At 67.3% G+C, this 23065-nt stretch carries 20 protein-coding genes; 13 read left to right on the top strand and 7 right to left on the bottom strand.

The window, feature by feature from the left end; translation table 11 throughout:
* Window positions 1-58 precede the first annotated feature (58 nt).
* From ACTG4X_RS20230 to ACTG4X_RS20220, 3 genes are read right to left on the bottom strand one after another with little or no spacing between them, the layout of a single operon-like run.
* On the bottom strand, window positions 59-496 hold the full coding sequence (locus tag ACTG4X_RS20230; protein ID WP_093056422.1) for an RNA-binding S4 domain-containing protein: 438 nt from the start codon (window positions 494-496) through the stop codon (window positions 59-61).
* A gap of 19 nt (window positions 497-515) precedes the next feature.
* A complete protein-coding gene (locus tag ACTG4X_RS20225; protein ID WP_440531730.1) occupies window positions 516-1961 on the bottom strand; it encodes a sensor histidine kinase in 1446 nt (481 codons plus the stop codon).
* Complete coding sequence (locus tag ACTG4X_RS20220) at window positions 1958-2641, bottom strand: response regulator transcription factor (RefSeq protein WP_093056424.1); 684 nt, start codon at window positions 2639-2641, stop codon at window positions 1958-1960. Before ACTG4X_RS20220 ends, ACTG4X_RS20225 begins: the two co-directional genes overlap by 4 nt.
* 136 nt (window positions 2642-2777) lie before the next feature.
* Between ACTG4X_RS20220 and ACTG4X_RS20215 the strand changes: the two genes are divergently transcribed.
* The 3 genes from ACTG4X_RS20215 (at window position 2778) to ACTG4X_RS20205 (ending at window position 5938) form a co-directional block, all read left to right on the top strand.
* Window positions 2778-3737 (top strand): tripartite tricarboxylate transporter substrate binding protein, encoded by a 960-nt coding sequence (locus ACTG4X_RS20215; RefSeq protein ID WP_093073703.1) that lies wholly within the window; start codon window positions 2778-2780, stop codon window positions 3735-3737.
* Between the two features lie 139 nt (window positions 3738-3876).
* Window positions 3877-4413: a tripartite tricarboxylate transporter TctB family protein gene (locus ACTG4X_RS20210; protein WP_440531729.1), complete on the top strand. Its 537-nt coding sequence runs from the start codon at window positions 3877-3879 to the stop codon at window positions 4411-4413.
* A gap of 1 nt (window position 4414) precedes the next feature.
* A complete protein-coding gene (locus ACTG4X_RS20205; protein ID WP_093056426.1) occupies window positions 4415-5938 on the top strand; it encodes a tripartite tricarboxylate transporter permease in 1524 nt (507 codons plus the stop codon).
* Window positions 5939-6012: 74 nt separating this feature from the next.
* Here the strand turns inward: ACTG4X_RS20205 and ACTG4X_RS20200 are convergent, their stop codons facing one another.
* Genes ACTG4X_RS20200 through ACTG4X_RS20185 form a run of 4 tightly spaced genes read right to left on the bottom strand, consistent with a single transcriptional unit; the run spans window position 6013 to window position 12550 of the window.
* Window positions 6013-9129: an efflux RND transporter permease subunit gene (locus ACTG4X_RS20200; RefSeq protein WP_440531728.1), complete on the bottom strand. Its 3117-nt coding sequence runs from the start codon at window positions 9127-9129 to the stop codon at window positions 6013-6015.
* A 21-nt stretch (window positions 9130-9150) separates the two neighbouring features.
* On the bottom strand, window positions 9151-10353 hold the full coding sequence (locus tag ACTG4X_RS20195) for an efflux RND transporter periplasmic adaptor subunit (RefSeq protein WP_440531727.1): 1203 nt from the start codon (window positions 10351-10353) through the stop codon (window positions 9151-9153).
* Window positions 10350-11846, bottom strand: coding sequence for an efflux transporter outer membrane subunit (locus tag ACTG4X_RS20190; protein WP_440534410.1), 1497 nt, complete (start codon window positions 11844-11846; stop codon window positions 10350-10352). Before ACTG4X_RS20190 ends, ACTG4X_RS20195 begins: the two co-directional genes overlap by 4 nt.
* Window positions 11846-12550 carry a TetR/AcrR family transcriptional regulator gene (locus tag ACTG4X_RS20185; RefSeq protein ID WP_093175908.1) on the bottom strand — a complete coding sequence of 235 codons (705 nt, stop codon included), beginning with the start codon at window positions 12548-12550 and terminating at the stop codon, window positions 11846-11848. The genes ACTG4X_RS20190 and ACTG4X_RS20185 overlap by 1 nt, the downstream gene beginning before the upstream one ends.
* A 138-nt stretch (window positions 12551-12688) precedes the next feature.
* On the opposite strand from ACTG4X_RS20185, the gene ACTG4X_RS20180 reads away from it, so the two are divergent.
* The 10 genes from ACTG4X_RS20180 (at window position 12689) to ACTG4X_RS20135 (ending at window position 23053) form a co-directional block, all read left to right on the top strand.
* Window positions 12689-14215: a sigma-54 interaction domain-containing protein gene (locus tag ACTG4X_RS20180; RefSeq protein ID WP_440531726.1), complete on the top strand. Its 1527-nt coding sequence runs from the start codon at window positions 12689-12691 to the stop codon at window positions 14213-14215.
* Window positions 14216-14333: 118 nt separating this feature from the next.
* The gene (locus tag ACTG4X_RS20175) at window positions 14334-15278 is read left to right on the top strand and encodes a dioxygenase family protein (protein WP_440531725.1); all 945 of its coding nucleotides are present in this window, start codon (window positions 14334-14336) and stop codon (window positions 15276-15278) included.
* Between the two features lie 116 nt (window positions 15279-15394).
* On the top strand, window positions 15395-15598 hold the full coding sequence (locus tag ACTG4X_RS20170; protein WP_256330778.1) for a hypothetical protein: 204 nt from the start codon (window positions 15395-15397) through the stop codon (window positions 15596-15598).
* A 156-nt stretch (window positions 15599-15754) separates the two neighbouring features.
* Window positions 15755-16942: a substrate-binding domain-containing protein gene (locus ACTG4X_RS20165; RefSeq protein ID WP_440531724.1), complete on the top strand. Its 1188-nt coding sequence runs from the start codon at window positions 15755-15757 to the stop codon at window positions 16940-16942.
* A gap of 179 nt (window positions 16943-17121) precedes the next feature.
* On the top strand, window positions 17122-18573 hold the full coding sequence (locus ACTG4X_RS20160; RefSeq protein ID WP_440531723.1) for an extracellular catalytic domain type 2 short-chain-length polyhydroxyalkanoate depolymerase: 1452 nt from the start codon (window positions 17122-17124) through the stop codon (window positions 18571-18573).
* Window positions 18574-18621: 48 nt separating this feature from the next.
* Window positions 18622-19386, top strand: a complete 765-nt coding sequence (locus ACTG4X_RS20155; RefSeq protein ID WP_093056434.1) for an ABC transporter ATP-binding protein — start codon at window positions 18622-18624, stop codon at window positions 19384-19386.
* Window positions 19383-20111 (top strand): ABC transporter ATP-binding protein, encoded by a 729-nt coding sequence (locus tag ACTG4X_RS20150; protein WP_097199026.1) that lies wholly within the window; start codon window positions 19383-19385, stop codon window positions 20109-20111. The genes ACTG4X_RS20155 and ACTG4X_RS20150 overlap by 4 nt, the downstream gene beginning before the upstream one ends.
* Window positions 20108-21091, top strand: a complete 984-nt coding sequence (locus ACTG4X_RS20145) for a branched-chain amino acid ABC transporter permease (protein WP_093056436.1) — start codon at window positions 20108-20110, stop codon at window positions 21089-21091. The genes ACTG4X_RS20150 and ACTG4X_RS20145 overlap by 4 nt, the downstream gene beginning before the upstream one ends.
* A gap of 13 nt (window positions 21092-21104) precedes the next feature.
* Window positions 21105-22172 carry a branched-chain amino acid ABC transporter permease gene (locus ACTG4X_RS20140; protein WP_093056437.1) on the top strand — a complete coding sequence of 356 codons (1068 nt, stop codon included), beginning with the start codon at window positions 21105-21107 and terminating at the stop codon, window positions 22170-22172.
* A complete protein-coding gene (locus ACTG4X_RS20135; protein ID WP_093175891.1) occupies window positions 22169-23053 on the top strand; it encodes an alpha/beta fold hydrolase in 885 nt (294 codons plus the stop codon). Before ACTG4X_RS20140 ends, ACTG4X_RS20135 begins: the two co-directional genes overlap by 4 nt.
* Window positions 23054-23065 lie beyond the last annotated feature (12 nt).

Below are 23065 nucleotides of genomic sequence, written 5' to 3'. Positions count from 1 at the left end.
GGACTCCGTGAAGAACAACGAAGCCGACAGCGTAAGCGATCGACCCGACGGATGGTCGTCAGCGGTCGTCGTCTTCAGGGGGCAGCGAGGCGCTCCAGCGGTTGTCCCAATCGGCATGCTGGCGCACTGCGCCATCGAGATCGCGCCGGTCGCGCTTGGTGGGGCGGCCCTGTTCGATGGCCAGCGCCGGTTCGCTGCCCATGCGGCGCAGCTCCCGGAACGCGGCCTGCGCCGCCACGCTTTCGGCTGTTTCCTCGTAGAGCTGCTGCGCGACCGGTGCCGGTCCGCGCTGGCCGCTGAGGCCGAGCACTTTCACGGTTCGCGTCAGCGGGCCCATGCGCATGGCCACGGTGTCGCCCGCCTTGACCTCGCGCGAGGCCTTGGCGACGTCGCCGTTCACCTGCACGCGGTTCTTGCCGATTTCCTCCGCGGCCAGCGAGCGCGTCTTGAAGAAGCGGGCGGCCCAGAGCCATTTGTCGATGCGCAGACGGTCCATGGAGTGTCGGAAGTGGATTTCAGGAATTGTGCCGCGAGAGCGGCGCCGACGACAGCGGCAGGCGCACGACGGCGTCGAGCCCGATCACCCGTTCGGCGCCATCCTCCCCGGCCGGCGCACTGCGGTTGTCGAGGCTGATGCGCCCGCCGAGCGCCAGCACGATCTCGCGGCAGATCGCCAGCCCCAGCCCCGAGCCGCTCGACGTGCTGCCGGCGGAGAAGGGCGCGAACAGGCGCTGCCGCAGCTCGGGCGAGATGCCGGGGCCGCTGTCGCGCACCGTGAGCACCGCGTCCCCGCCTTCGGAGCGCACCGAGACCGACAGCGCGGCGCCCGCGGGGCTCTGCTTGATCGCGTTGTGCAGCAGGTTGCGCGTGAGCTCCTGAAGCATCCAGTGATGGGCCTGCACCGGCACGGGCTCGTCGATGGCGAGTTCGAAGTCGAGCGCCTTGTCGGCCACCAGCGGCGACAGGTCGAGCGCGATCTGCCGGGCCACCTCGCCGAAGTCGAGCGTCACCGACTCCGGCTGCTGGCGCAGTTGCTCCACCTTGGCGAGCGACAGCATCTGGTTGGCCAGCGTGGTCGCGCGCTCCACCGTGTGGCTGATCTCGCCCAGCGCCTGCTCGGGCGCCACGTCGCCGCGTTGCGCCGACTGCACCTGTGCCTTCAGCACAGCCAGCGGCGTGCGCAGCTGGTGGGCGCTGTCGCGCACGAAGCGCTTCTGGTGGTCGAGCAGCTGCTGCAGCCGGCCCATGACCTGCGTGGTGGCGTCGATCAGCGGCCGCAGCTCGCGCGGCGCGTCGGGCGCGTCGATGGGCGAGAGGTCGTCGGCCTGGCGCTTCTCGATGGCTTCGCCAAGCTCGCGCACCGACCGCGTGGCGCGCTGCACCACGAACACGGTGACCAGCGCGATCACGCCCATCAGCAGCAGCTGGCGCCACAGCGTGTCGATCAGCAGCTTGCGCACCAGTGTCTCGCGCAGCTCCAGCGTCTCGGCCACCTGCACCACGGCCATGCCACGGCCGGTTGCGCTTGCTACAGGCTGCAGCAGCACCGCGACGCGCACCGGCTGGTTGCGGAACTGCGCGTCGTAGAAGTCGACCAGCGCTGCGTACGCGCTGCGGTCCGGAATGCGGCCGCGCCAGAACGGCAGCTCGGCAAAGCCCGAGATCATTTCACCGTCGAGCGCCGAGACCCGGTAGAACAGCCGGCTGCGGTTGTCGGCCTCGAAGGCCTCGAGCGCGGAATAGGGCACGATGGCCCGCAGCTGCGCCAGGTCGTCGTAGCCCTCCACGTCGAGCTGTTCGCCGATGGTCTTGGCCGAGGCGAGCAGCGTGCGGTCGTAGGCCGTGGTGGCGGCTGCGAGGCTCTGGCGGTACAGGCTCACGCTGTTGATCACGATGAACACCGCAATCGGCGCGAGGATGCCGAGCAGCAGCCGCGCACGAAGCGAGGAGACGCGGGTCATGCCTCGGGGCGCAATAAATAGCCGAGGCCGCGCATGGTCATCAGCACCGCGCCGGTGCCCGCGAGCTTCTTGCGCAGGCGGTACACCACCACCTCGATAGCCTCGTACTGCACCTCGGTCTCGCCCGGAAACACCAGCTCGAACAGGCGCTCCTTGGTCACGGCGTGGCCCGGCTTCATCATCAGTGCCTTCAGCAGCGCCAGCTCGCGCGGCGTGAGTTCGAGCAGTTCGGCGCGGTTGTAGATGGCGCCGTTGTCGGGCTCGAAGCGCAGCCCGCCGATCTCCTGCGGGTTGAGCCCCGCGTCCGGTCCGGCAACGCCGTGGCTGCGCCGGCGCAGCGCGCGAATGCGGGCTTCGAGTTCGTCGAGGTCGAAGGGCTTGGGCAGGTAGTCGTCGGCACCGGCGTTCAGGCCGACGATGCGGTCGCCGACCGTACCGCGCGCCGTCAGCAGCAGCACCGGCGTGCGCAGGCCCTCGGCGCGTGCCTGGGCCAGCACCTGCAGGCCGTCGAGGTTGGGCAGGCTCAGGTCGAGGGCGACCACGTCGGGCTCGATGGCGCGCCACTGGGCGACGGCTTCGGCCCCGTCGCCGCAGACGCGCACGTCGATCCGGCGGCGCCCGAGGGTTCGCTGCAGGGTGATTTGCATCGAGGGGTCGTCTTCGACCAGCAGCAGCTTCATACGGTGGCGGCGGGCGTGTTTACTTTGGTGTTTTCCCCAGTCTGGCGGACAGCCAACTGACAGCGGGGCGGCGCATGATAGCGCTCAGCTAAAAGTCAGCTTCCTTTCAAGTTCCTTCCAATTCCAGGAGACACGCATGCGTCGCGACACCTTTCTGAAGTCTTTGGCCGCACTGGCCGCCGCCGGAGCGCTGCCGCTCTCGGCACGTGCTGCAGCCAACGTCAAGATGATGATCCCCGCCAACCCGGGCGGCGGCTGGGACACCACCGGCCGTGCGCTGGGCAAGGCGCTGAGCGATGCCAAGGTGGCCGACACCGTCACCTACGACAACAAGGGCGGCGCTGCCGGCGCACTGGGCCTGGCCCAGTTCGTGAACGGTTCCAAGGGCGACGCCAACGCGCTGATGGTCATGGGCTCGGTCATGCTGGGCGGCATCATCACCGGCAAGCCGCCGGTCAAGCTCGAGCAGGCCACGCCCATTGCGCGCCTGACCACCGAATACAACGTGTTCGTGCTGCCGGCCAATTCGCCGCTCAAGACCATGAAGGACGTGGTCGACCAGCTCAAGAAGGACCCGGGCAGCGTGAAGTGGGGCGGCGGTTCGCGCGGGTCCACCGAGCACATCGCCGCGGCCATGATCGCGCAGAAGGTGGGCGCCGATCCTTCCAAGATCAACTATGTGGCATTCCGTGGAGGCGGTGAAGCCACCGCCGCCATCCTGGGCGGCAACGTTACCGTCGGCGGCAGCGGCTACAGCGAATTCGCCGAATACATCGCCGCCGGCAAGATGAAGGCCATTGCCGTCACCTCCGCGCAGCGCCTGCCGGGCATCAACGTGCCCACGCTGAAGGAGCAGGGCATCGACGTCGAAATCGGCAACTGGCGCGGCGTGTACGGCGCCCCCGGTATCTCGGCCGAGCAGCGCAAGGCGCTGACCGACATGGTGCTGGCCGCCATGAAGAGCGCGTCGTGGGCCGAATCGCTCAAGAAGAACGACTGGACGCCGGCCGTGCTGTCGGGCGAAGCTTTTGCCAAGTTCGTCGACGACGACTTCGCCAGCCTGCGCGCCATCATGACGAAATCCGGCATGGTCTGAAATCGGCTCGCCCCCAGGCTGCACGCACTTCGTGTCGCGCGCGCCAACCCCCTACCGGGGGCAACACCTGCGGCCCGGCAAAGCCGGTTCCGCGGTGTTTCTGGAAGGGGCACCCGTACTCCCACCCCAGGACAAAAAAATGACAACTCCAGAATCCTCGGCCCCTACGCAACCCGCGGCCACGTGGCCGCAAACCCTGGTCGGCGTCGGCGTGCTGCTGACCGGCCTGGCGCTGGCCTTCGGCGCCATCGGCATTTCTTCCGAAGCCGGCTACGGCGGCGTCGGCCCCAACTTCCTGCCCTGGCTGGTGTCCGTGGTGCTCGTGCTGTGCGGCGGGTGGATCCTGTGGGAGGCACGCACCGGCGGCTTCCGCGAGCTCGATGCGCCCTCGGGCGCGGAGCATGCCTACTGGCCCGGCTTTGTCTGGGTGTCGGCGGGGCTGCTGCTCAACGCGGCGCTCATCACCACGCTCGGCTTCATCGTGAGCTGCACGCTGTGCTACCTGCTGGCCGTGCAGGGCCTGCGCCGCGCCAGCGGACAGGGCGGCGTCAACTCACCGCGCACCTGGCTCATCGACATCGTCACCGGCGCGCTGATCGCGGCTCCTGTGTTCTGGATGTTCACGCAATTCCTGGCCATCAACCTGCCTGGCCTCACTTCCACCGGGTGGTTCTGACATGGAAATCTTCAACGCACTCATGGCGGGTTTCGCCACGGCGATCACCCCGATCAATCTGCTCTGGTGCCTCGTCGGCTGCGCCCTGGGCACGGCCGTGGGCGTGCTGCCCGGCATCGGCCCGGCCGTGGCGGTGGCCATGCTGCTGCCCATCACCGGCAAGGTCGACATCACGGCCTCGATGATCTTCTTCTCGGGCATCTACTACGGCGCCATGTACGGCGGCTCGACCACCTCCATCCTGCTGAACACGCCCGGCGAAACCGCGAGCATGGTGACGGCGATGGAGGGCAACAAGATGGCCAAGAGCGGAAGGGCGGGCGCGGCGCTCGCAACGGCCGCCATCGGCTCTTTCGTGGCCGGCACCATTGCCACCGTCATCGTCACGCTGTTCGCGCCCTTTGTGGCCGAGTTTGCGGTCAAGCTCGGCCCGCCCGAGTACTTCCTGCTCATGCTGCTGGCCTTCACCACCGTGAGCGCGGTGCTCGGCAAGAGCACGCTGCGCGGCATGACGGCGCTGTTCGTCGGCCTGGCGGCCGGCTGCGTCGGGCTCGACCAGATTTCGGGCCAGGGCCGCTACACCGGCGGCGTGCCTGAGCTGCTCGACGGCATCGAGATCGTGCTGGTGGCCGTGGGCCTGTTCGCCGTGGCCGAAGTGCTGTACGCCGTGCTGTATGAAGGCAAGGTGGTCGAGGGCCAGAACAAGCTCAGCCGCGTGCACATGACCAAGCGCGACTGGAGGCGATCCATTCCCGCCTGGCTGCGCGGCACTGCCATCGGCACGCCCTTCGGCTGCATTCCGGCCGGCGGCACCGAGATTCCGACTTTCCTGAGCTATGCGATGGAAAAGAAGCTCGCCAAGGACAAGGACGCCAAGGCCGAGTTCGGCACCACCGGTGCCATCGAAGGCGTGGCCGGCCCCGAGGCCGCCAACAACGCCACCGTGACGGCCGCGTTGATCCCGCTGCTCACGCTCGGCATTCCGACCTCGAACACCACCGCCATCCTGCTGGGCGCGTTCCAGAACTACGGCATCCAGCCGGGCCCGCAGCTGTTCACCACCTCGGCCGCGCTGGTGTGGGCGCTGATCGCCTCGCTCTACATCGGCAACGTGATGCTGCTGGTGCTGAACCTGCCGATGGTCGGCCTCTGGGTCAAGCTGCTGAAGATTCCGAAGCCGCAGCTCTACGCCGGCATCCTGATCTTCGCGACGGTGGGTGCCTACGGCATGCGCCAGAGCGGGTTCGACCTGTTCCTGCTGTACGCCATCGGGCTGCTGGGCGTGGTGATGCGTCGCTTCGACTTTCCGACCGCACCCGTGGTGGTCGGCATGATCCTCGGCCCGCTCGCCGAAGCGCAGCTGCGCAACGCCATGTCGATCGGCGAAGGCAGCGCAGTGGTGTTCTTCCAGCGCCCGATGTCGATCGCGCTGGTCGTCATCGTGGTGGCCGTGCTGGTGCTTCCGCGCCTGGCCAAGCGCATGAGCGAACGCAAGCTGAAGCGGCTGGCACAGCTGGACGCCTGATCCGCTGAGCCGCCTTGGGGCACGGAAAAAAGCTGCGGCAATGCCGCAGCTTTTTTTATTTCCGCCGGGGCGCCTTACCGCCCCGCCGCAGGCGTCTCGACCAGGTCGTCGTCGATATGCGGATCCGCCGGCTGCCCGCGCAGCTTGCGCACGGTGCGACGAATCCAGTGCTCGATGTCGTCGATGTAGGTGAACACGGCAGGCACAACCAGCAGGCTCAGCACCGTCGAGGTGATCAGCCCCCCGATCACCGCCATCGCCATCGGCGAGCGGAAGCTCGAATCCGCCGCGCCGAAGCCGACCGCAATCGGCAGCATGCCCGCGCCCATGGCGAGCGTGGTCATGATGATGGGCCGCGCACGCTTGTGGCAGGCGTCGCGCAGCGCGTCCCAGCGGCTCATGCCGTGGTCGCGGCGCGCGACGATGGCGTACTCCACCAGAAGAATCGAGTTCTTGGTGGCAATGCCCATCAGCATGATGAGCCCGATCAGCGAGGGCATCGACAGCGCCTTCTGCCCGATCAGCAGCCCCACGAAGGCACCGCCCAGGGCCAGCGGCAGCGCGCACAAGATGGTGACCGGGTGCAGGAAGTCCTTGAACAGCAGCACCAGCACGATGTAGATGCACAGCACGCCCGTCAGCATCGCGAGGCCGAAGCTGGCGAACAGCTCGGTCATGACTTCCGCGTCGCCTATCTCGGCGATGCGCACGCCCGGTGGCAGGTTCACGATCGACGGCAGCTTCGTCACCGCGTCCTTGGCGTCGCCCAGGCCCACGCCCGACAGCTCGATCTCGAAGTTCACGTTGCGCGAGCGGTCGTAGCGGTCGATGACGGCCGGGCCGCCTTCCATCGTGAGCGAAGCCACCTGGTTCAGCATGACCGGCCCGCGCGTGCCTGGCACTGCCAGGCGTCCGAGCAGGTCGATGTCTTTTCGCGCCGAGTCTTCCAGCTTCACCACGATCGGCACCTGCCGCTGTGCGAGGTTGAGCTTGGCCAGCGACTGGTCGTAGTCGCCCAGCGTGGCCACGCGCAACGTTTCGGCGATGGCGGAACTGGTCACGCCCAGGTCGGCGGCGCGTGCGAAGTCGGGGCGCACCGCAATCTCGGGGCGGATCAGGCTCGCGGTGGAAGTGATGTTGCCCAGGCCAGGAATGGTGCGCAGGTCTTTCTCGACCGCGCTGGCGGCGCTGGCCAGCGCCACCGGGTCTTCGCCGGTCAGCGCCAGGATGTACTTCTCGCCCGAGCCTCCGAGGCCCACGGTGCTGCGCACGCCGGGCAGCGTTTCGAGCGCGGCGCGAATCTGGTTTTCGATCACCTGCTTGCGCGGCCGGTCGCCGCGCTCATCGAGCTTGATGGTGAGCGTGGCCTTGCGCGTCTCGGGCGTGCCGAAGTTCGCGAACGGGTCGCCGCCCGCACTGCCGCCGGCCACCGTGGTGTAGACGCTCTTCACGTGGTTGATCTGCATCACGCGGTTGCGGGTTTCCTCGGCGGCCGCGGTGGTTTGCGCCAGCGTGGAGCCGGGCGCGAGCGACAGGTAGATCTGCGTCTGCGAGTTGTCGTCCGGCGGAATGAAGCCGGTCTTGAGCAGCGGGATCATCGCCAGCGAGCCGAAGAAGAAGAGGGTGGCCAGCACCATCGTCTTGAAGCGGTTGTGCGTGCTCCAGGTCACCGCGCGCATGTACCAGCGCAGCCAGCCGGGTTCCTTCTCGGCGCCGACGACGGGCTTCAGGATGTAGGCCGCCATCATGGGCGTGAGCACCCGCGCGACCACCAGCGAGGCGAACACCGCGAGCGATGCCGTCCAGCCGAACTGCTTGAAGAACTTGCCAGCCACGCCGCTCATGAAGGCCGTGGGGAGGAACACCGCGATCAGCGTGAAGGTGGTGGCGATCACGGCCAGGCCGATTTCATCCGCCGCCTCCATGGCCGCCTGGTAGGGCGACTTGCCCATGCGCAGGTGGCGCACGATGTTCTCGACCTCCACGATCGCGTCGTCCACCAATATGCCGACCACCAGCGACAGCGCGAGCAGCGAGATCACGTTGACCGAGAAGCCCAGCAGGTGCATGCCGATGAACGCCGGAATCACCGACATCGGCAGCGCAATCGCCGAGACGAAGGTCGCGCGCCAGTCGCGCAGGAACAGCCAGACCACGATCACCGCGAGGATGGCGCCCTCGTACAGCAGGTGCAGCGAGCCGTTGTATTCCTCTTCCACCGGGTCGACGAAGTTGAAGGCCTCGGTCAGCTCGATGTCGGGGCGTTGCGCGCGCATGTCGGCCAGCGCCTTCTGCACCGCGTGGCCCACTTCCACTTCGCTGGCGCCGCGGCTGCGCGCCACTTCGAAGCCCACCACCGGGTTGCCGTTGAGCAGCGCGGCCGCGCGCGGCTCGGCGATGGTGTCGCTCACGCGCGCCACCTGGTCGAGGCGGATGCGCCGGCCGTCGGTCAGCACGATCTGCATGTCGGCGAGCTGGTCGGCCGACTTCACGGTGGCCATGGTGCGCACCGGCTGTTCGCTGCCGCCAAGGTCGAAACGGCCGCCCGCGCTTTCGGTCTGCACCTGGCGCAGCTGGCGCGAGATGTCGGCCGCCGAGGCGCCCAGCGCCTGCAGCTTGCTCGGGTCGAGGTCGATGTGCACCTGGCGCGTGACGCCGCCCACGCGGTTCACCGCGCCCACGCCGGGCAGCGCGAGCAGCTTCTTGGTGACGTCGTTGTCGACGAACCAGCTCAGTGCCTCGCTGTCCATGGCCGACGAGGCAATGGTGAAGGCCAGCACCGGCTGGGCCGCGAAGTCGAGCTTGGTGACGACCGGGTCGCGCACGTCGGCCGGCAGGTCGGCGCGCACGCGCTGCACCGCGGAGCGCACGTCGTCCACGGCTTCCTGCACCGGCTTCTCGAGGCGGAATTCGACGATCAGCGTGGCGGCGCCGTCCTGCACCTTGGTGGTGATGTGCTTCAGGCCCTGCACCGTGGCAATGGAGTTCTCGAGCTTGCGCGCGACGTCGGTCTCAAGCTGCGAAGGCGCGGCGCCGGGCAGCGACGCCGAGACCGTCACGGTCGGCAGGTCGATGTCCGGAAAGTTCTGCACCTTCATCGCGTTGAACGACAGCAACCCACCGAAGGTGAGCAGCACGAACAGCATCACCGCCGGAATCGGGTTGCGTATGGACCAGGCGGAAACGTTCATGGGCGTGTTCCTTTGAATTGCTTACTTGGCCGCGGCAGCGGAGGCCGCAGACCTGGCCGGCTGCGCCGCGGATGCGGATGCGGGCGCATCCACCACGCGCACCAGGTCGCCGTCGTTGAGGAAGCCCGCGCCTTGCACGATCACCTGGGCGCCGTCGGGCAGCGCGCTGGTGATCTCGATGCGGTCGTTCAGGCGCCGGCCGATCTGCACCTTCAGCTGGGTCACCTTGTTGTCGGGCTTCAGCAGAAAGACGTTGTTGAAGCCGTCGCGCGGCACGATGGAGGCCTGTGGCACCGTCGGCGCCGTGCTGCGGCCCAGCTCGAAGTCGCCGCGCGCGAACATGCCGGCCTTGATGCCGGTGTTCTGCTGCACGTTGGGCAGGTCGACGTACACCAGCGCTGCGCGCGTCTGCGGATCGACCGTGGGCGCGATGCTGCGAACCTTGCCGCGCACCGGTGCGCCGCTGGCACTCACCACGAAGGCGGTGGTGCCGACCGCGACGCGGCTGAGTTCGGCCGAGGTCACTTCGGCGCGCCATTCGAGCCGGCCCTGGCGGATCAGCCGGAACAGCTCGGTGCCGGCCGACACCACGCTGCCCACCGTGGCGGTGCGTGCCGAGATCACGCCGTCGTCGGGCGCCAGCACCTGCGTGTTGCGACCGCGTACCTGCTGCGCGGCCAGCACGGCCTCGGCTGCCTCGACGCGTGCCTTGGCGGTCTGCTCGGTGGTCTGGTACTGGTTGATCTGCTGCTGGCTCAGTGCGCCGGTGGCCTGCAGCGTGCGGGCGCGTGCGGCATTGCCTGCGGCGTCGGCAGCAGTGGCGCGGGCTTCGGCCAGGGAGGCGCGCGATTGCGCAATGTCGGCCTGCACCGTCTCGGGCGAGAACACCGCGAGCACCTGGCCCTTCTTGACCACGTCGCCCACGTTCACGCGCACTTCGGCCAGCTTCAGGCCGTTGGACTCGGAGCCGACCACGGCCTCCTGCCAGGCAGCCACGTTGCCGTTGGCTGCGAGCGTGAGCATCAGCTCGGTGGCTTCGGGCTTGGCGACGGTGACGGTCAGCGCGGGCTTGGGCGAGTGGGCGCCGTCCTTGGTCTTGGCTGCTGCGGCAGGATCGGCCGACTTATCCGACGGCTTGCCGCGCGTCATGAAGAAGATCGCCGCGATGACGACGACCAGCGCAATCAGCGCGATGACGAGGGTGGAACGCTTCATTGATTTCATGGCGACGTCGCGACCTTGGTGGCCGGGGTGGAGGTCAGTGAGGACGATTCGGAAGATGGGGCCGAGGCCGACTGGCGGTTCCAGCCGCCACCCATCGAGCGGTACAGCGCAACCCATGCCTCGGTGCGCTCGCGCTGCAGCGTGACGCGCGCGGTCTGCGCGGTGAACAGCGTGCGGCGCGAGTCTTCCAGCTCGAACAGGCTTGCGAGGCCGCTGCTGTAGCGGGCCTGCGTGGCGTCGAAGGAGGCCTGGTAGTTCTTCACCGCGGCGTCGGCATCGGTGGTGCGGGCGTCGGTGGCGTCGAGGTTGACCAGCGCTTCCTCGACTTCGCGCACGGCCTGTCGCACGTTGGAGCGGTAGAGCGACACGGCTTCGGCGTAGCGCGCCTTGGCGGCATCGATGTTCGCCTTGCGCGAGCCGCCGTCGAGCAGCGGCACGGTCAGCGAGATCGGGCCCACAGTCCAGGTCTCGAGCGACTGGCGCAGGCCATCGACGCGGTACTGCGTGCGACCGATGGAGCCCGACACCGTGAGCTTGGGGTAGCGCTCGGCCTCGGCCGAGCCCACGTCGGCGCTGGCCGAGGCCACGCCGAGTTCGGCCGAGTACACATCGGGCCGCTGCGAGATCGCCTCGGCCGGCACGCTGGCGATGCTGCCCACGACCGGCAGCGCGCGCTGCGCGGGCGAGGCGGCGAGCTTCTGTTCGAGCGTGGTTTCGTCGATGCCGCTGAGCGCCACCAGCGCCTTGCGCTGCACCGCGCATTGGGCGCGCTGCTGCGTGAGCCGGCCCGAGGCATCGGAGGCGCTGGCGCGTGCCAGCGCGGCATCGGCCGGCGCGGTGAAGCCGGCCTTCGCGGAGAGGTCGTTGAGCCGCGCGGTTTCCGAGCGCGAACGCGCGTCCGCTTCGGACACGCGCAGTTGCTGCTGGCAGGCGCGCTCTGAAAAATAGGCGTTGGCCGTCTCGGCCGCCACCGCCACGCGGGCGTCGTGCCACTTGGCGTTGGCGCTGTTCTGCTTGGCTTCGGCGGAGTCGCGGTCGGCGCGCAGGCGGCCGAACAGATCGACTTCCCACTTCGACTGCAGGCCGGCCTGAAGCGTGGTGATTGGCGTGCTGGCCGAGAGGCTGCTGCTCGAACTGCTGCTGGAAGAAAAGCCCGAGGTGCCGCGGCTGGCCGATGCCGTGCCGTCCAGGCTCGGCAGCAGCGCGGCGCCGGCCTGCACGCGCGTGGAGCGCGCTTCGGCCACGCGCGCCGCGGCGCTGGCGACGTTGGGGCTCGCAGCTTCGGCGGCGGCGATCAGCTCGACCAGCAGCGGATCGTCGAGCTGGCGCCACCAGTCGGCCAGCGACGCGAGCGAGCCGCCATGCGGCAGGGGAGCGTGCCATTGCGCGGGGACGGGCGCTTCCACCTGCGTCGGCGGGCGCGTCAACGAGCAACCTGCCAGGCCGATGCCCAGGCAGAGGGTGGCCATCAGTTTCAGTCGGAGTCTTCTCATCATTTCTTCAGCTTTCTCTCGGCGCGGCGGCGGGCCGCTTCGGCTTCCACCAGCGCCAGCGCATAGCCCGTGAGGCGGTCGGCCCAGGTGTCGATGGCGCGCGGCGTGCGCAGCAGCGAAGGGCGGATGGCCTCGATGAAATCCTGGCTCACGTAGAGCTGCATCGACAGTCCGGTGATCGCGAAGGTCAGGCGGTGGATGTCGTCGTCGGCCCGCTCCACCTTCAGGTGGCGGCACAGCAGGTCGGCAATGGCGCGGTGCGGGCCCTTGATGTCGCGCTCCAGCTCCTCGGCCCAGCGGCTGGTGGGCTCCAGCATCTCGCGCATGTGCAGCTGGATGCATTGCCGCACGATCTCGCCCTGCTTGAGCGGGTCGATCATGGACACCATGCACAGGCGCAGCGTGGTTTCGAGCGACTGGCCGGGCGCGTTGCAGGCGACGATCAGGTCGCTGGAGTCGCCGCCCATCGGCTCGCAGAAGGTGGCCGTGTACAGCCCTTCCTTGTCACCGAAGTAGTAGCTGATGGCCGAGATGTTGACTTCGGCCTCGCGGGCGATCTCACGCGTGGAGGTCTTGGAAAACCCCTTTTGCGCGAACAGCCGCAGCGCGGTGTGGAGCAGCCGGTGGCGTGCCTCGGCGCCATCGCTGCGCGGTGCGCGGCGTGGGGCCTGGGTAATCGGGTCTCTCGCGTTCATGCCCGGCATTACACCATGCATGAAATCAAACGATTGATTTACTTAAGGTTTGCTGAAGGGTTTTGTCCTGGGGCCGGATTCTGAGCATTTCCTGAAGGCATTTGCTGCCCGATTTGTTGCGGTTTGATGCGCGCTACGATTCGCGCCATGCCCGCCGCTCCCACCGCACCGCCCACATTGCCCCTCGATGCCGAAGGGATCCTCGCGCTGGCCGCGCGCTCGATGTTTCATTTGTTTTCAAGCATCAGCCAGGGCATGTTCCTGGTGGACAGCAGCGGGCGCATCGTGTGGGTGAATGAAGGCTACCGGCGCTTCCTGCCGGCGCTGGGCTTTTCTTCCATCGACCAGTTCATGGGGCACATGGTGGAAGACGTGATTCCCAACACGCAGATGCGGCGCGTGCTCGAGACCGGCGAGCCGATATTGATCGACCTGCTCACCAACAAGGCCGGCACCTTCGTGGTCAGCCGCATCCCGTTGCGCGAAGAACGCGGGGGCGGCGAAGGAGGAATGGGAGACGTGATCGGTGCCATCGGCATCGTGCTGTTCGACCAGCCCGAGACCACGCTGCAGCCGCTCATCAGCAAGTTCGCGCTGCTGCAGCGCGACCTCGACGATGCGCGGCGCGAACTCGCGAGCCAGCGCAACAACCCGCTGTACCAGCACGCGCCCGACGGTCAGCGCCGTTCCAAGTACACCTTTGCGAGCTTCATCGGCAGCAGCCCGGCGGCGGTGGAAGTGAAGCGGCACGCGCGACGCGCGGCGCAATCGGCCAGCCCGGTGCTGCTGCTGGGCGAAACCGGCACTGGCAAGGAGCTGCTGGCGCATGCGATTCATGCCTCGTCTGCGCGCGCGAGGGGGCAGTTTGTCAGCGTCAACATCGCGGCCGTGCCCGACACGCTGCTCGAAGCCGAGTTCTTCGGCTTCGCGCCCGGCGCCTTCACCGGCGCTGACCGCAAGGGCCGCGAAGGCAAGTTCAAGCTGGCCGACGGCGGCAGCCTTTTCCTCGACGAGATCGGCGACATGCCGCTCGGCCTGCAGGCCAAGCTGCTGCGCGCGCTGCAGGAAGGCGAGATCGAGCCGCTGGGCTCCAACAAGCTCGTGCCCTTCGACGCGCGTGTGATCGCCGCCACCTCGCGCGACCTGCCCGAGCTGGTGCGGCGCGGGCAGTTCCGCGAAGACCTCTACTACCGCCTCAATGTGCTGCCGCTGCGCGTGCCGCCATTGCGCGAGCGGCGCGCGGATATTCCCGCGCTGGTCGAAGCGCTGGGCGAAGACATGGCGCTGCGCAGCGGCGAGGCACCGCCCGAGCTCACGCCCGACGCGCTCGCTCTGCTCGCGGGCCAGCACTGGCGCGGCAACATCCGGGAGCTGCGCAACGTGCTGGAGCAGGTGACCATGCGCAGTGACTCGCAGCGTATCGACGCCGTTCAGCTCGAACGGATCCTGCGAGAAGCTGGGCTCGACCAGATTGCGCCGCCTGACGCCATGCAGCTGTCGGGCGACGAAGAGGGAGCGCTGCTGCGGCCGCTGGCCCAGCAGATTGCGGAGCTGGAGCACAAGGCCATTGCCGCCGCGCTCGCGAGCACGGGCGGCAACAAGCTCGCCACCTCGCGGCTGCTCGGCATTTCGCGCGCGACGCTGTACGAGCGCATGACGAACCCGGTTCGCTGAAGAGGAAGCGCCCGGGCCTGCGGGCCGGCCGCGTTCAGCAACAAAGCTGCAACACGGTGAAATTTGTGCGCAAAGCGGCTTGCGGAAGCTGCGGGTTTTAACCTGCAAGAAACCCCGCATGAAAACCTTCGGCGCCCACCCCGAATCGCAACACCACGGCCACAGCCTGGCAGAAGACCTTCCGCGCATGGAGGCGCAACTCCTGGAGCGTCGCCGAGCTTTGCTCTGGCTTTCTTCCTCGGCGCTGCTGGCCAGTTGCGGCGGAGGTGGCGGCAGCGATTCGAGCGGCGCCAGTGCGCTGACCGCTGCCGCCGTAAGCGCTGCGGCGTCGTCGGGCACCACGGCCGCCAGCACGAGTACGACCTCCAGCACGTCGACCAGCACCACTACGAGCTCCAGCAGCAGTGCCTGCCCCGCGTTGCCCGCTGAGACCTCCGGCCCCTATCCCGCGGACGGCACCAACACCGCCTCCGGCTCGACCTCCGACGTGCTCACCGCCAGCGGCATCGTGCGAAGCGACATCCGCAGCAGCTTCATCAGTTCGAGCACCGTGGCGCAGGGCGTGGCCCTGACGATCACGCTGACGCTGCAGAACACCAACGCCAGCTGCGCCGGGCTGGCGGGCTATGCGATCTACCTGTGGCACTGCGACCGCAGCGGCAACTATTCGTTGTACACGGCCTCGGCCGAAAGCTACCTGCGCGGCGTGCAGGTCACCGACAGCGCGGGGCAGATGAGCTTCACGACCATCTTTCCGGCCTGCTACTCGGGCCGTTGGCCGCACATGCATTTCGAGGTGTTCACCAGCCTGTCGGCCGCTACCACCGGCAAGAACTCCGTGCTCACCTCGCAGCTGGCCATGCCCAGCGACGTCTGCAATGCGATCTACCCGAACGTCACCGGCTACAGCGCGAGCGTGGCCAACCTGGCGGCGGTGTCGCTGTCCACCGACAACGTCTTCGGCGACAACACGGCCGCGCAGATTGCGGCGATGACGCCCACGATGTCGGGCAGCGCCAGCGCTGGCTACACCGCGCGTGCCGTCATCGGCCTCGCGGTGTAGGCGATCCGGGTGGTCCGAGAATGGGGGCATCGCATCACCCCCATTTCGTATCACCCATGAGCGTGCAAGCACTCAGATCGTCTTTCGGATCCAACTGTCACTGGTGCGGCTTGCCGATGGATTTCGAAGAACCGCGCGACAAGCCCGATTCGGCGACCATCGAGCATCTTTTCGACGCGACCCTGGGCGGCGTTCGAAAGCCGAAGTACCGGCGGCTCGCGCATGCCATCTGCAACCACACGCGCAACGAATTCAGGCTGCAGGCGCAGCGCCAGTTCGAGCAGTGGATCGCGCAGCGCCAAACCTCTGGCAAACCCTGACTGTAAAAAATACACTTGTCTGAAATTCAGGCAATACAAGTGTTTTGAATTCAGGCGAAAGGCACATCTTCCGAGTGAAGAAGCCTTTGTTATCAACGAGTTGGCGCGTGGCACGAACTGTGCAATATTCAGTCACCAATATCAGGAGACATGAATATGAATCGTCGCCACCTCGTCACGCTGGCTGCGCTCGCCACGTGTGCCGCTGCCGCCCCCGCATGGGCCCAATCCAACGAAATCCGCATTGCCCACATCTACAGCAAGACGGGTGCGCTGGAGGCCTACGGCAAGCAGACCCAGACCGGTTTCATGATGGGCCTGGACTACGCCACCGGCGGCACGATGACGGTCAACGGCAAGAAGATCGTGGTCATCGAGAAGGACGACCAGGGCAAGCCCGACCTGGGCAAGTCGCTGCTGGCGGCGGCCTATTCCGACGACAAGGCCGCGCTGGCCGTGGGTCCGACCGCTTCGGGCGTGGCGCTGGCGATGCTGCCAGTGGCCGAGGAATACAAGAAGATCCTGCTGGTCGAGCCCGCGGTGGCCGACTCGATTACCGGCGACAAGTGGAACAAGTACATCTTCCGCACCGGCCGCAATTCGAGTCAGGACGCGATCTCCAATGCTGTGGCCGTCGACAAGGCCGGCGTTACCGTCGCCACGCTGGCGCAGGACAACGCCTTCGGCCGCGACGGCGTGAAGGCCTTCGGCGCCGCGCTCAAGAAAGCCAAGCTGGTTCATGAGGAGTACCTGCCGCCCACCACCACCGACTTCACGGCCGGCGCGCAGCGCCTGATCGACAAGCTGAAGGACCAGCCGGGCCGCAAGATCATCTGGATCGTCTGGGCCGGCGCGGGCAACCCGTTCAAGATCGTCGACCTCGACCTGAAGCGCTACGGCATCGAGATCGCCACCGGCGGCAACATCCTGCCGGCCATGGCGGCCTACAAGTCGCTGCCGGGCATGGAAGGCGCGGCGTACTACTACTTCGGCATTCCGAAGAACCCGGTGAACGAGGCCATGGTGTCGGCGCACTACAAGCAGTTCAAGACGCCGCCGGACTTCTTCACCGCCGGCGGCTTCTCGGCCGCGATGGCGGTGGTGACGGCGCTGAAGAAGACCAACGGCGACACCAACACCAACAAGCTCATCAGCACCATGGAAGGCATGAGCTTCGACACGCCCAAGGGCAAGATGACCTTCCGCAAGGAAGACCACCAGGCGATGCAGTCGATGTACCACTTCAAGATCAAGGTCGACCCGGCGTTCGCCTGGGGCGTGCCGGAACTGGTGCACGAGATCAAGCCTGAGGAAATGGACATCCCGATCAAGAACAAGCACTGAACACGACAGCGCCGATCACCCCCTGACCCGCGCGGCGCTCGAGGAAGCGCTGCTCCCCTTTCGCCCCGGATGGCCGCCGGGCGAAGCGCCAGCCTGCGTCCGCGCAACCTGTCGCGACCTACGGCCGATTCGTCAGTCTGCAAGCAAGCGTTCGATACCCACAACACAAGGAGACAGCGATGCCAGCGATGAAATGGAACTGGAAGGGACTTGCCGCGGCTGCGGCAATGGCGGTGGCGGCGCATGCCGCGACGGCGGCGGTGCCGCTGCCGGCGCTCGGCGCCAACCCGGCGGAGGTGAGCGTGTCGGGCCTGTCGGCCGGCGGCTTCATGGCAGTGCAACTGCACGTGGCGTACTCGGCCACATTCAAGCGCGGCGCCGGCGTGGTGGCGGGCGGACCGTTCTATTGCGCCGAAGGCTCGGTGGTCAACGCCACCGGGCGCTGCATGACGCACAGCACCAGCATCCCGGTGTCGACGCTCGTGAGCACCACCAACAGCTGGGCGGCCAGCGGGGCGGTCGACCCGGTGTCGAACATGAGCGGCTCCAAGGTCTACCTGTTCTCGGGCACGTCCGACAACACCGTCAAGCAGGCGGTAATGGACGACCTGAAGACCTACTACCAGAGCTTCGTGCCTGCGGCCAACACGGTCTACAAGAACAACATCGGCGCGGGCCACGCGATGGTCACCGACGACTACGGCAGCGCCTGCAGCACCACTGCGGCGCCCTACATCAACAACTGCGGCTTCGATCTTGCGGGCGAGATCCTCACGCAGCTCTATGGGCCGCTGAACCCGCGCAACAACGGCACGCTGGGCGGCACCTTCAGCGAGTTCAACCAGTCGGAGTTCATTTCCGGCCATGGCATGGCCACCACCGGCTGGATCTACGTGCCGCAGGCCTGCACAACCACCTCGTGCCGCGTGCACCTGGTGCTGCATGGCTGCAAGCAGAACTACACCGACGTGAGCGACCAGTACGTGCGCAAGACTGGCTACAACCGTTGGGCCGACACCAACAACATCGTGCTGATCTACCCGCAGACCAGCACGGCAGCCACCAACAGCTGCTGGGACTGGTGGGGCTACGACAGTGCCAACTACGCGAAGAAGTCGGGCCCGCAGATGGCGGCGATGAAGGCCATGATCGACCGCGTCACCGGTTCGGCGGGCGGCGGCGGCCTGCCCGCGCCCGCTGGCGTGGGCACTTCGGGCGCGACCAGCAGCAGCATGGTGATCGGCTGGGCCGGCGTGACGGGTGCCAGCGGCTACAACGTGTACCGCGGCGGCAGCAAGGTCAACGCAGCGCCCGTTGCCGCCACCAGCTACACCGACACCGGCCTGGCAGCGTCCACCACCTACAGCTGGACCGTGGCCGCGCTGGACGCCAGCAACGTGGAGGGCGCGATGTCGACCGCGGCCACGGGCGCGACCACCGCGGGCTCTGGCGGCGGCGGAACGTGCTACACCGCGAGCAACTATTCGCACACCGTCGCCGGGCGTGCCTATGCACTGTGGGGCCTGACCTATGCCTACGGCTCGGGACAGTCGATGGGCCTGTGGAACATCTACGTCACGACCACGCTGAAGCAGACGGGCCCCAACTACTACGTGATCGGCACCTGTTGAGGCAGGCTGCTCTTCGTTTCTCTTTTCGATTCGCAATGACCAACAACGATGCTTGAGACCCGAGATCTGACCATCCGCTTCGGTGGGCACGTAGCCGTCAACAGTGTGAGCTGCGCTTTTGCGCCGGGCACGCTGACGGCCATCGTCGGCCCCAACGGCGCGGGCAAGACCACTTACTTCAACCTGATCTCGGGCCAGCTCAAGGCGAGCGCGGGCACGGTGTCGCTCGACGGGAAGTTGCTGTCGGGCCTGTCCCCGTCCGCGCGCACGCACGCGGGGCTGGGGCGGGCCTTCCAGCTCACCAACCTGTTCCCGAACCTCACGGTGCTGGAGAACGTGCGCCTCGCAGTGCAGGCCACGCGCGAGGGCGCGCACCGGCGCGGGCTCAACCTGTGGAGCATCTGGAGCGACCACAAGGCGCTGACTGAGCGCGCCGACCAGATCCTGGCCGACGTGGCGCTGAAATCGCGCGAGCACGCGACGGTGGCGAGCCTGCCGCACGGCGACCAGCGCAAGCTGGAAGTGGCGTTGCTGATGGCGCTCGAGCCCAAGGTCTTCATGTTCGACGAACCCACGGCTGGCATGAACGCGGCCGAGGCGCCCGTCATCCTCGACCTGATCCGCAAGCTCAAGCAGGACAAGAGCAAGACCATTCTGCTGGTCGAACACAAGATGGACGTGGTGCGCGAACTCGCGGACCGCATCATCGTGCTGCACAACGGCACGCTGGTGGCCGATGGCGAACCGGCGGAGGTGATTGCCTCGCCGGTGGTGCAAGAGGCCTACCTGGGCGTTGCGAAGGAGGCCGCATGAGCACACAGAATCTTTTGACGCTCGAAGGCGTGCACACGCACATCGGGGCGTATCACATCCTGCATGGCGTGGACCTCGCCGTGCCCAAGGGCCAGCTCACGATGCTGCTGGGCCGCAACGGCGCGGGCAAGACGACCACGCTGCGAACCATCATGGGCCTGTGGCATGCGTCGCAGGGCAGGGTGCGCTTCGGCGACAAGGAAATCACCGCGCAGCACACGCCGCAGATCGCCGGCCTGGGCATTGCCTACGTGCCCGAGAACATGGGCATCTTCTCCGACCTCACGGTGAAGGAGAACATGCTGCTCGCCGCGCGCGGTGCGAAGAATGCAGCGCAGATCGACGACACGCGCCTGAAGTGGATCTTCAAGCTCTTCCCCGCGGTCGAGAAGTTCTGGAACCACCCGGCGGGCAAGCTCTCGGGTGGGCAAAAACAGATGCTGGCCGTGTCGCGCGCCATCGTGGAGCCGCGCGAGCTGCTCATCATCGACGAGCCCAGCAAGGGCCTTGCGCCCGTGATGATCAACAACATGATCGACGCCTTCGCCGAGCTCAAGCGCAGCGGCGTGACCATCCTGCTGGTGGAGCAGAACATCAACTTCGCCCAACGCCTGGGCGACAACGTCGCGGTGATGGACAACGGCCGCGTGGTGCACAGCGGCTCCATGGCGGCGTTCTCGGCGGACGCGCAATTGCAGCAATCGCTGCTCGGACTGGCTCTATGAAGAAACTCGACTTCGACTGGAGGCCGCTGCTGCTGGCCCCGATCCTCGCGCTCGTCGCGCTGCCGCTCACCGGTTCGTTCTCGACCTGGCTCACGCTCACGGTCGCGGGGCTGGCGATGGGCATGATCATCTTCATCATCGCCTCGGGCCTCACGCTCGTATTCGGGCTGATGGACGTGCTGAACTTCGGCCACGGCGTGTTCATCGCGCTCGGCGCCTTCGTGGCGAGCAGCGTGCTCGGGCTGATGGGCGACTGGACCGGTTCGGGCGAACTGTGGCGCAACCTCGTGGCGGTGTTCCCGGCCATGCTGGTCGCGATGGCAGTCGCCGGGGCGGTGGGCCTGGCCTTCGAGCGCTTCATCGTGCGGCCCGTGTACGGCCAACACCTGAAGCAGATCCTCATCACGATGGGCGGCATGATCATTGGCGAAGAGCTCATCAAGGTGATCTGGGGGCCGGCGCAGATTCCGCTGCCTTTGCCCGAAGCGCTGCGCGGCTCGCTGCTGATCGGCGATGCGGCCATCAGCAAGTACCGGCTGCTCGCGGTGGCTGTGGGCGTGGTCGTGTTCGGTGTGCTGGCATGGACGCTGGGCCGCACCAAGATCGGCCTGCTCATTCGCGCCGGAGTGCAAGACCGCGAGATGGTCGAGTCGCTGGGCTATCGCATCGGCCGGCTGTTCGTAGGTGTGTTCGTGGTGGGCAGCGCACTGGCTGGCCTGGGAGGCGTGATGTGGGGGCTGTTCCAGCAGAACCTGGTGCCGCAGATGGGCGCGCAGGTCAACGTGCTGATCTTCATCGTCATCATCATCGGCGGGCTGGGCTCGACGGGTGGGGCGCTCATCGGCGCGCTGCTGGTGGGGCTCATGACCAACTACATCGGCTTCCTGCTGCCCACGCTCACGCAGTTCGCGAGCATCTTCCTGATGGTGGCCGTGCTGCTGTGGCGACCGCAGGGTGTGTACCCCGTGGCGAATCGTTGAGGAAGAAGACGACATGTTCCTGAAACGACTTCTCTCCAACGACATGCCGAAGAGCCGCCTGCTGGCGCTGCTGCTGGTGGCGCTGTTCATCGCCCTGGCGTTCGCGCCGTTCATCTTCCCGGGCGTGAAGGCGCTGAGCGTCGCGGCCAAGATCCTGGTGTTCGTGGTGCTGGTGGCCAGCTTCGACCTGCTGCTGGGCTACACCGGCATCGTGAGCTTTGCGCACACCATGTTCTTCGGCATCGGGGCCTACGGCATCGCGATTTCGGCAACGCGGCTCGGGCCCAGCTGGGGCGCGGTGCTGGTGGGGCTGGGCGCGTCTCTGGCGATTTCGCTGGTGCTCTCGTTCGCCATCGGCTTGTTCTCGCTGCGGGTGCGCGCGATTTTCTTCGCGATGATCACGCTGGCCGTGGCCTCGGCCTTTCAGACGCTGGCCTCGCAGCTGTCGGATTTCACCGGCGGCGAAGACGGCCTGACTTTCAAGCTGCCCGAGCTGATCTCGCCGAGCTTCGAGTTCTCGGAAGAGCCGTTTCTCGGCGTCTCGCTCGATGGGCGGCTGCTGTGCTACTACCTGCTGTTCGTGGCCGCGGTGGTGCTGGTGCTGGCGCTGCTGCGCATCGTGAACTCGCCCTTCGGCCGTGTGCTGCAGGCCATTCGCGAGAACGAGTTTCGCGCTGAAGCCATCGGCTATCGCGTGGTGGTGTACCGCACCACGGCCGCCGTGCTGTCGGCGCTGTTCGCCACGCTGGCCGGCGCGATGCTTGCGATCTGGCTGCGCTACAACGGGCCGGATACCTCGCTGAGCTTCGAGATCATGATCGACGTGCTGCTGATCGTGGTGATCGGCGGCATGGGCACGATCTATGGCGCGGCGATTGGCGCGGTGCTGTTCGTGGTGGCGCAGAGCTACCTGCAAGACCTGCTGCGCCTGGGCAGCGAGGCTGCGAGCGGGCTGCCGTGGCTGGCCGCGCTGCTGTCGCCTGACCGCTGGTTGTTGTGGCTGGGCGTGCTGTTCGTGCTGTCGGTCTACTACTTTCCGACCGGCATCGTGGGCAAGCTGCGGGCGAGGGCGGCGCGATGAGCGACAACAACATTCCGCTCTCCCGCTACGCCCAGCTCGCGGGCCGCGAAGTCCATTGGCTCGAATGGGGTGCACCCGAGGCGCCGGTGGTCATTGCCTGGCATGGCCTGGCGCGTACCTGCCGCGACATGGACGAACTGGCGCAGCACTTCGCGTCACGCGGCTTCCGCGTGATCTGCCCCGACACCATCGGCCGCGGCCTGAGCCAATGGAGCCCGCTGCCCGACGAGGAATACAAGCTGGCGTTCTACGCGCGCATCGCCAATGCGCTGTGCGACGAGCTGCGCCTGGGGCGCGTGCACTGGGTCGGCACCTCGATGGGCGGCGCCATCGGCACAGTCTGCGCGTCGGGCCTGTTCGAGCCGCGCATGAAGGCGCGCATCGCGAGCCTGGTGCTGAACGACAACGCGCCCGAACTGGCCCAGCCCGCCATCGAGCGCATCCGCGCCTATGCGGGCCAGCCGCCCGCGTTCGACACGGTGGCCGAGCTGGAGGCTTTCTTCCGCACCGTCTACAAGCCCTACGGCTGGCTCAGCGATGCGCAATGGCGCCGCCTGACCGAGAGCTCCACGCGCCGCCTGCCCGACGGCCGCGTCACGCCGCACTACGACCCGGCCATGGTCCGCCAGTTCAGCGCGCACGACAACGACTACCTGATCTGGCCGCACTACGACGCTATCGAAGCCCCGGTGCTGTGCCTGCGCGGCGCCGAGTCCGACCTGGTGCTGCCCGGCGTGATCGAGGAGATGGAGCGCCGGGGCCCCGGCGCGGCCGGCAGGCTGCAGGTCATTGAAGTGCCTGCCTGCGGTCACGCGCCCGCGCTGAACGTGCCCGGACAACTGGAGCCGATCGAAGGGTTTATTCGGGCGGCCGGTCGTTGAAGGAGCGGCGGC

The sequence above is a fragment of the Variovorax sp. YR566 genome (genome assembly GCF_051992195.1).
Classification (GTDB): domain Bacteria; phylum Pseudomonadota; class Gammaproteobacteria; order Burkholderiales; family Burkholderiaceae_C; genus Variovorax.
Note: the sequence above shows the minus strand (reverse complement) of the source record. Positions and strands in the feature narration are given on the sequence as shown.

What these genes read in the sequence shown, in the direction of transcription:
- ACTG4X_RS20230 (WP_093056422.1), bottom strand. Translation starts at nt 496, where the DNA reads ATGGACCGTCTGCGCATCGACAAATGGCTCTGGGCCGCCCGCTTCTTC.
- ACTG4X_RS20225 (WP_440531730.1), bottom strand. Translation starts at nt 1,961, where the DNA reads ATGACCCGCGTCTCCTCGCTTCGTGCGCGGCTGCTGCTCGGCATCCTC.
- ACTG4X_RS20220 (WP_093056424.1), bottom strand. Translation starts at nt 2,641, where the DNA reads ATGAAGCTGCTGCTGGTCGAAGACGACCCCTCGATGCAAATCACCCTG.
- ACTG4X_RS20215 (WP_093073703.1), top strand. Translation starts at nt 2,778, where the DNA reads ATGCGTCGCGACACCTTTCTGAAGTCTTTGGCCGCACTGGCCGCCGCC.
- ACTG4X_RS20210 (WP_440531729.1), top strand. Translation starts at nt 3,877, where the DNA reads ATGACAACTCCAGAATCCTCGGCCCCTACGCAACCCGCGGCCACGTGG.
- ACTG4X_RS20205 (WP_093056426.1), top strand. Translation starts at nt 4,415, where the DNA reads ATGGAAATCTTCAACGCACTCATGGCGGGTTTCGCCACGGCGATCACC.
- ACTG4X_RS20200 (WP_440531728.1), bottom strand. Translation starts at nt 9,129, where the DNA reads ATGAACGTTTCCGCCTGGTCCATACGCAACCCGATTCCGGCGGTGATG.
- ACTG4X_RS20195 (WP_440531727.1), bottom strand. Translation starts at nt 10,353, where the DNA reads ATGAAATCAATGAAGCGTTCCACCCTCGTCATCGCGCTGATTGCGCTG.
- ACTG4X_RS20190 (WP_440534410.1), bottom strand. Translation starts at nt 11,846, where the DNA reads ATGAGAAGACTCCGACTGAAACTGATGGCCACCCTCTGCCTGGGCATC.
- ACTG4X_RS20185 (WP_093175908.1), bottom strand. Translation starts at nt 12,550, where the DNA reads ATGCCGGGCATGAACGCGAGAGACCCGATTACCCAGGCCCCACGCCGC.
- ACTG4X_RS20180 (WP_440531726.1), top strand. Translation starts at nt 12,689, where the DNA reads ATGCCCGCCGCTCCCACCGCACCGCCCACATTGCCCCTCGATGCCGAA.
- ACTG4X_RS20175 (WP_440531725.1), top strand. Translation starts at nt 14,334, where the DNA reads ATGAAAACCTTCGGCGCCCACCCCGAATCGCAACACCACGGCCACAGC.
- ACTG4X_RS20170 (WP_256330778.1), top strand. Translation starts at nt 15,395, where the DNA reads ATGGATTTCGAAGAACCGCGCGACAAGCCCGATTCGGCGACCATCGAG.
- ACTG4X_RS20165 (WP_440531724.1), top strand. Translation starts at nt 15,755, where the DNA reads ATGAATCGTCGCCACCTCGTCACGCTGGCTGCGCTCGCCACGTGTGCC.
- ACTG4X_RS20160 (WP_440531723.1), top strand. Translation starts at nt 17,122, where the DNA reads ATGCCAGCGATGAAATGGAACTGGAAGGGACTTGCCGCGGCTGCGGCA.
- ACTG4X_RS20155 (WP_093056434.1), top strand. Translation starts at nt 18,622, where the DNA reads ATGCTTGAGACCCGAGATCTGACCATCCGCTTCGGTGGGCACGTAGCC.
- ACTG4X_RS20150 (WP_097199026.1), top strand. Translation starts at nt 19,383, where the DNA reads ATGAGCACACAGAATCTTTTGACGCTCGAAGGCGTGCACACGCACATC.
- ACTG4X_RS20145 (WP_093056436.1), top strand. Translation starts at nt 20,108, where the DNA reads ATGAAGAAACTCGACTTCGACTGGAGGCCGCTGCTGCTGGCCCCGATC.
- ACTG4X_RS20140 (WP_093056437.1), top strand. Translation starts at nt 21,105, where the DNA reads ATGTTCCTGAAACGACTTCTCTCCAACGACATGCCGAAGAGCCGCCTG.
- ACTG4X_RS20135 (WP_093175891.1), top strand. Translation starts at nt 22,169, where the DNA reads ATGAGCGACAACAACATTCCGCTCTCCCGCTACGCCCAGCTCGCGGGC.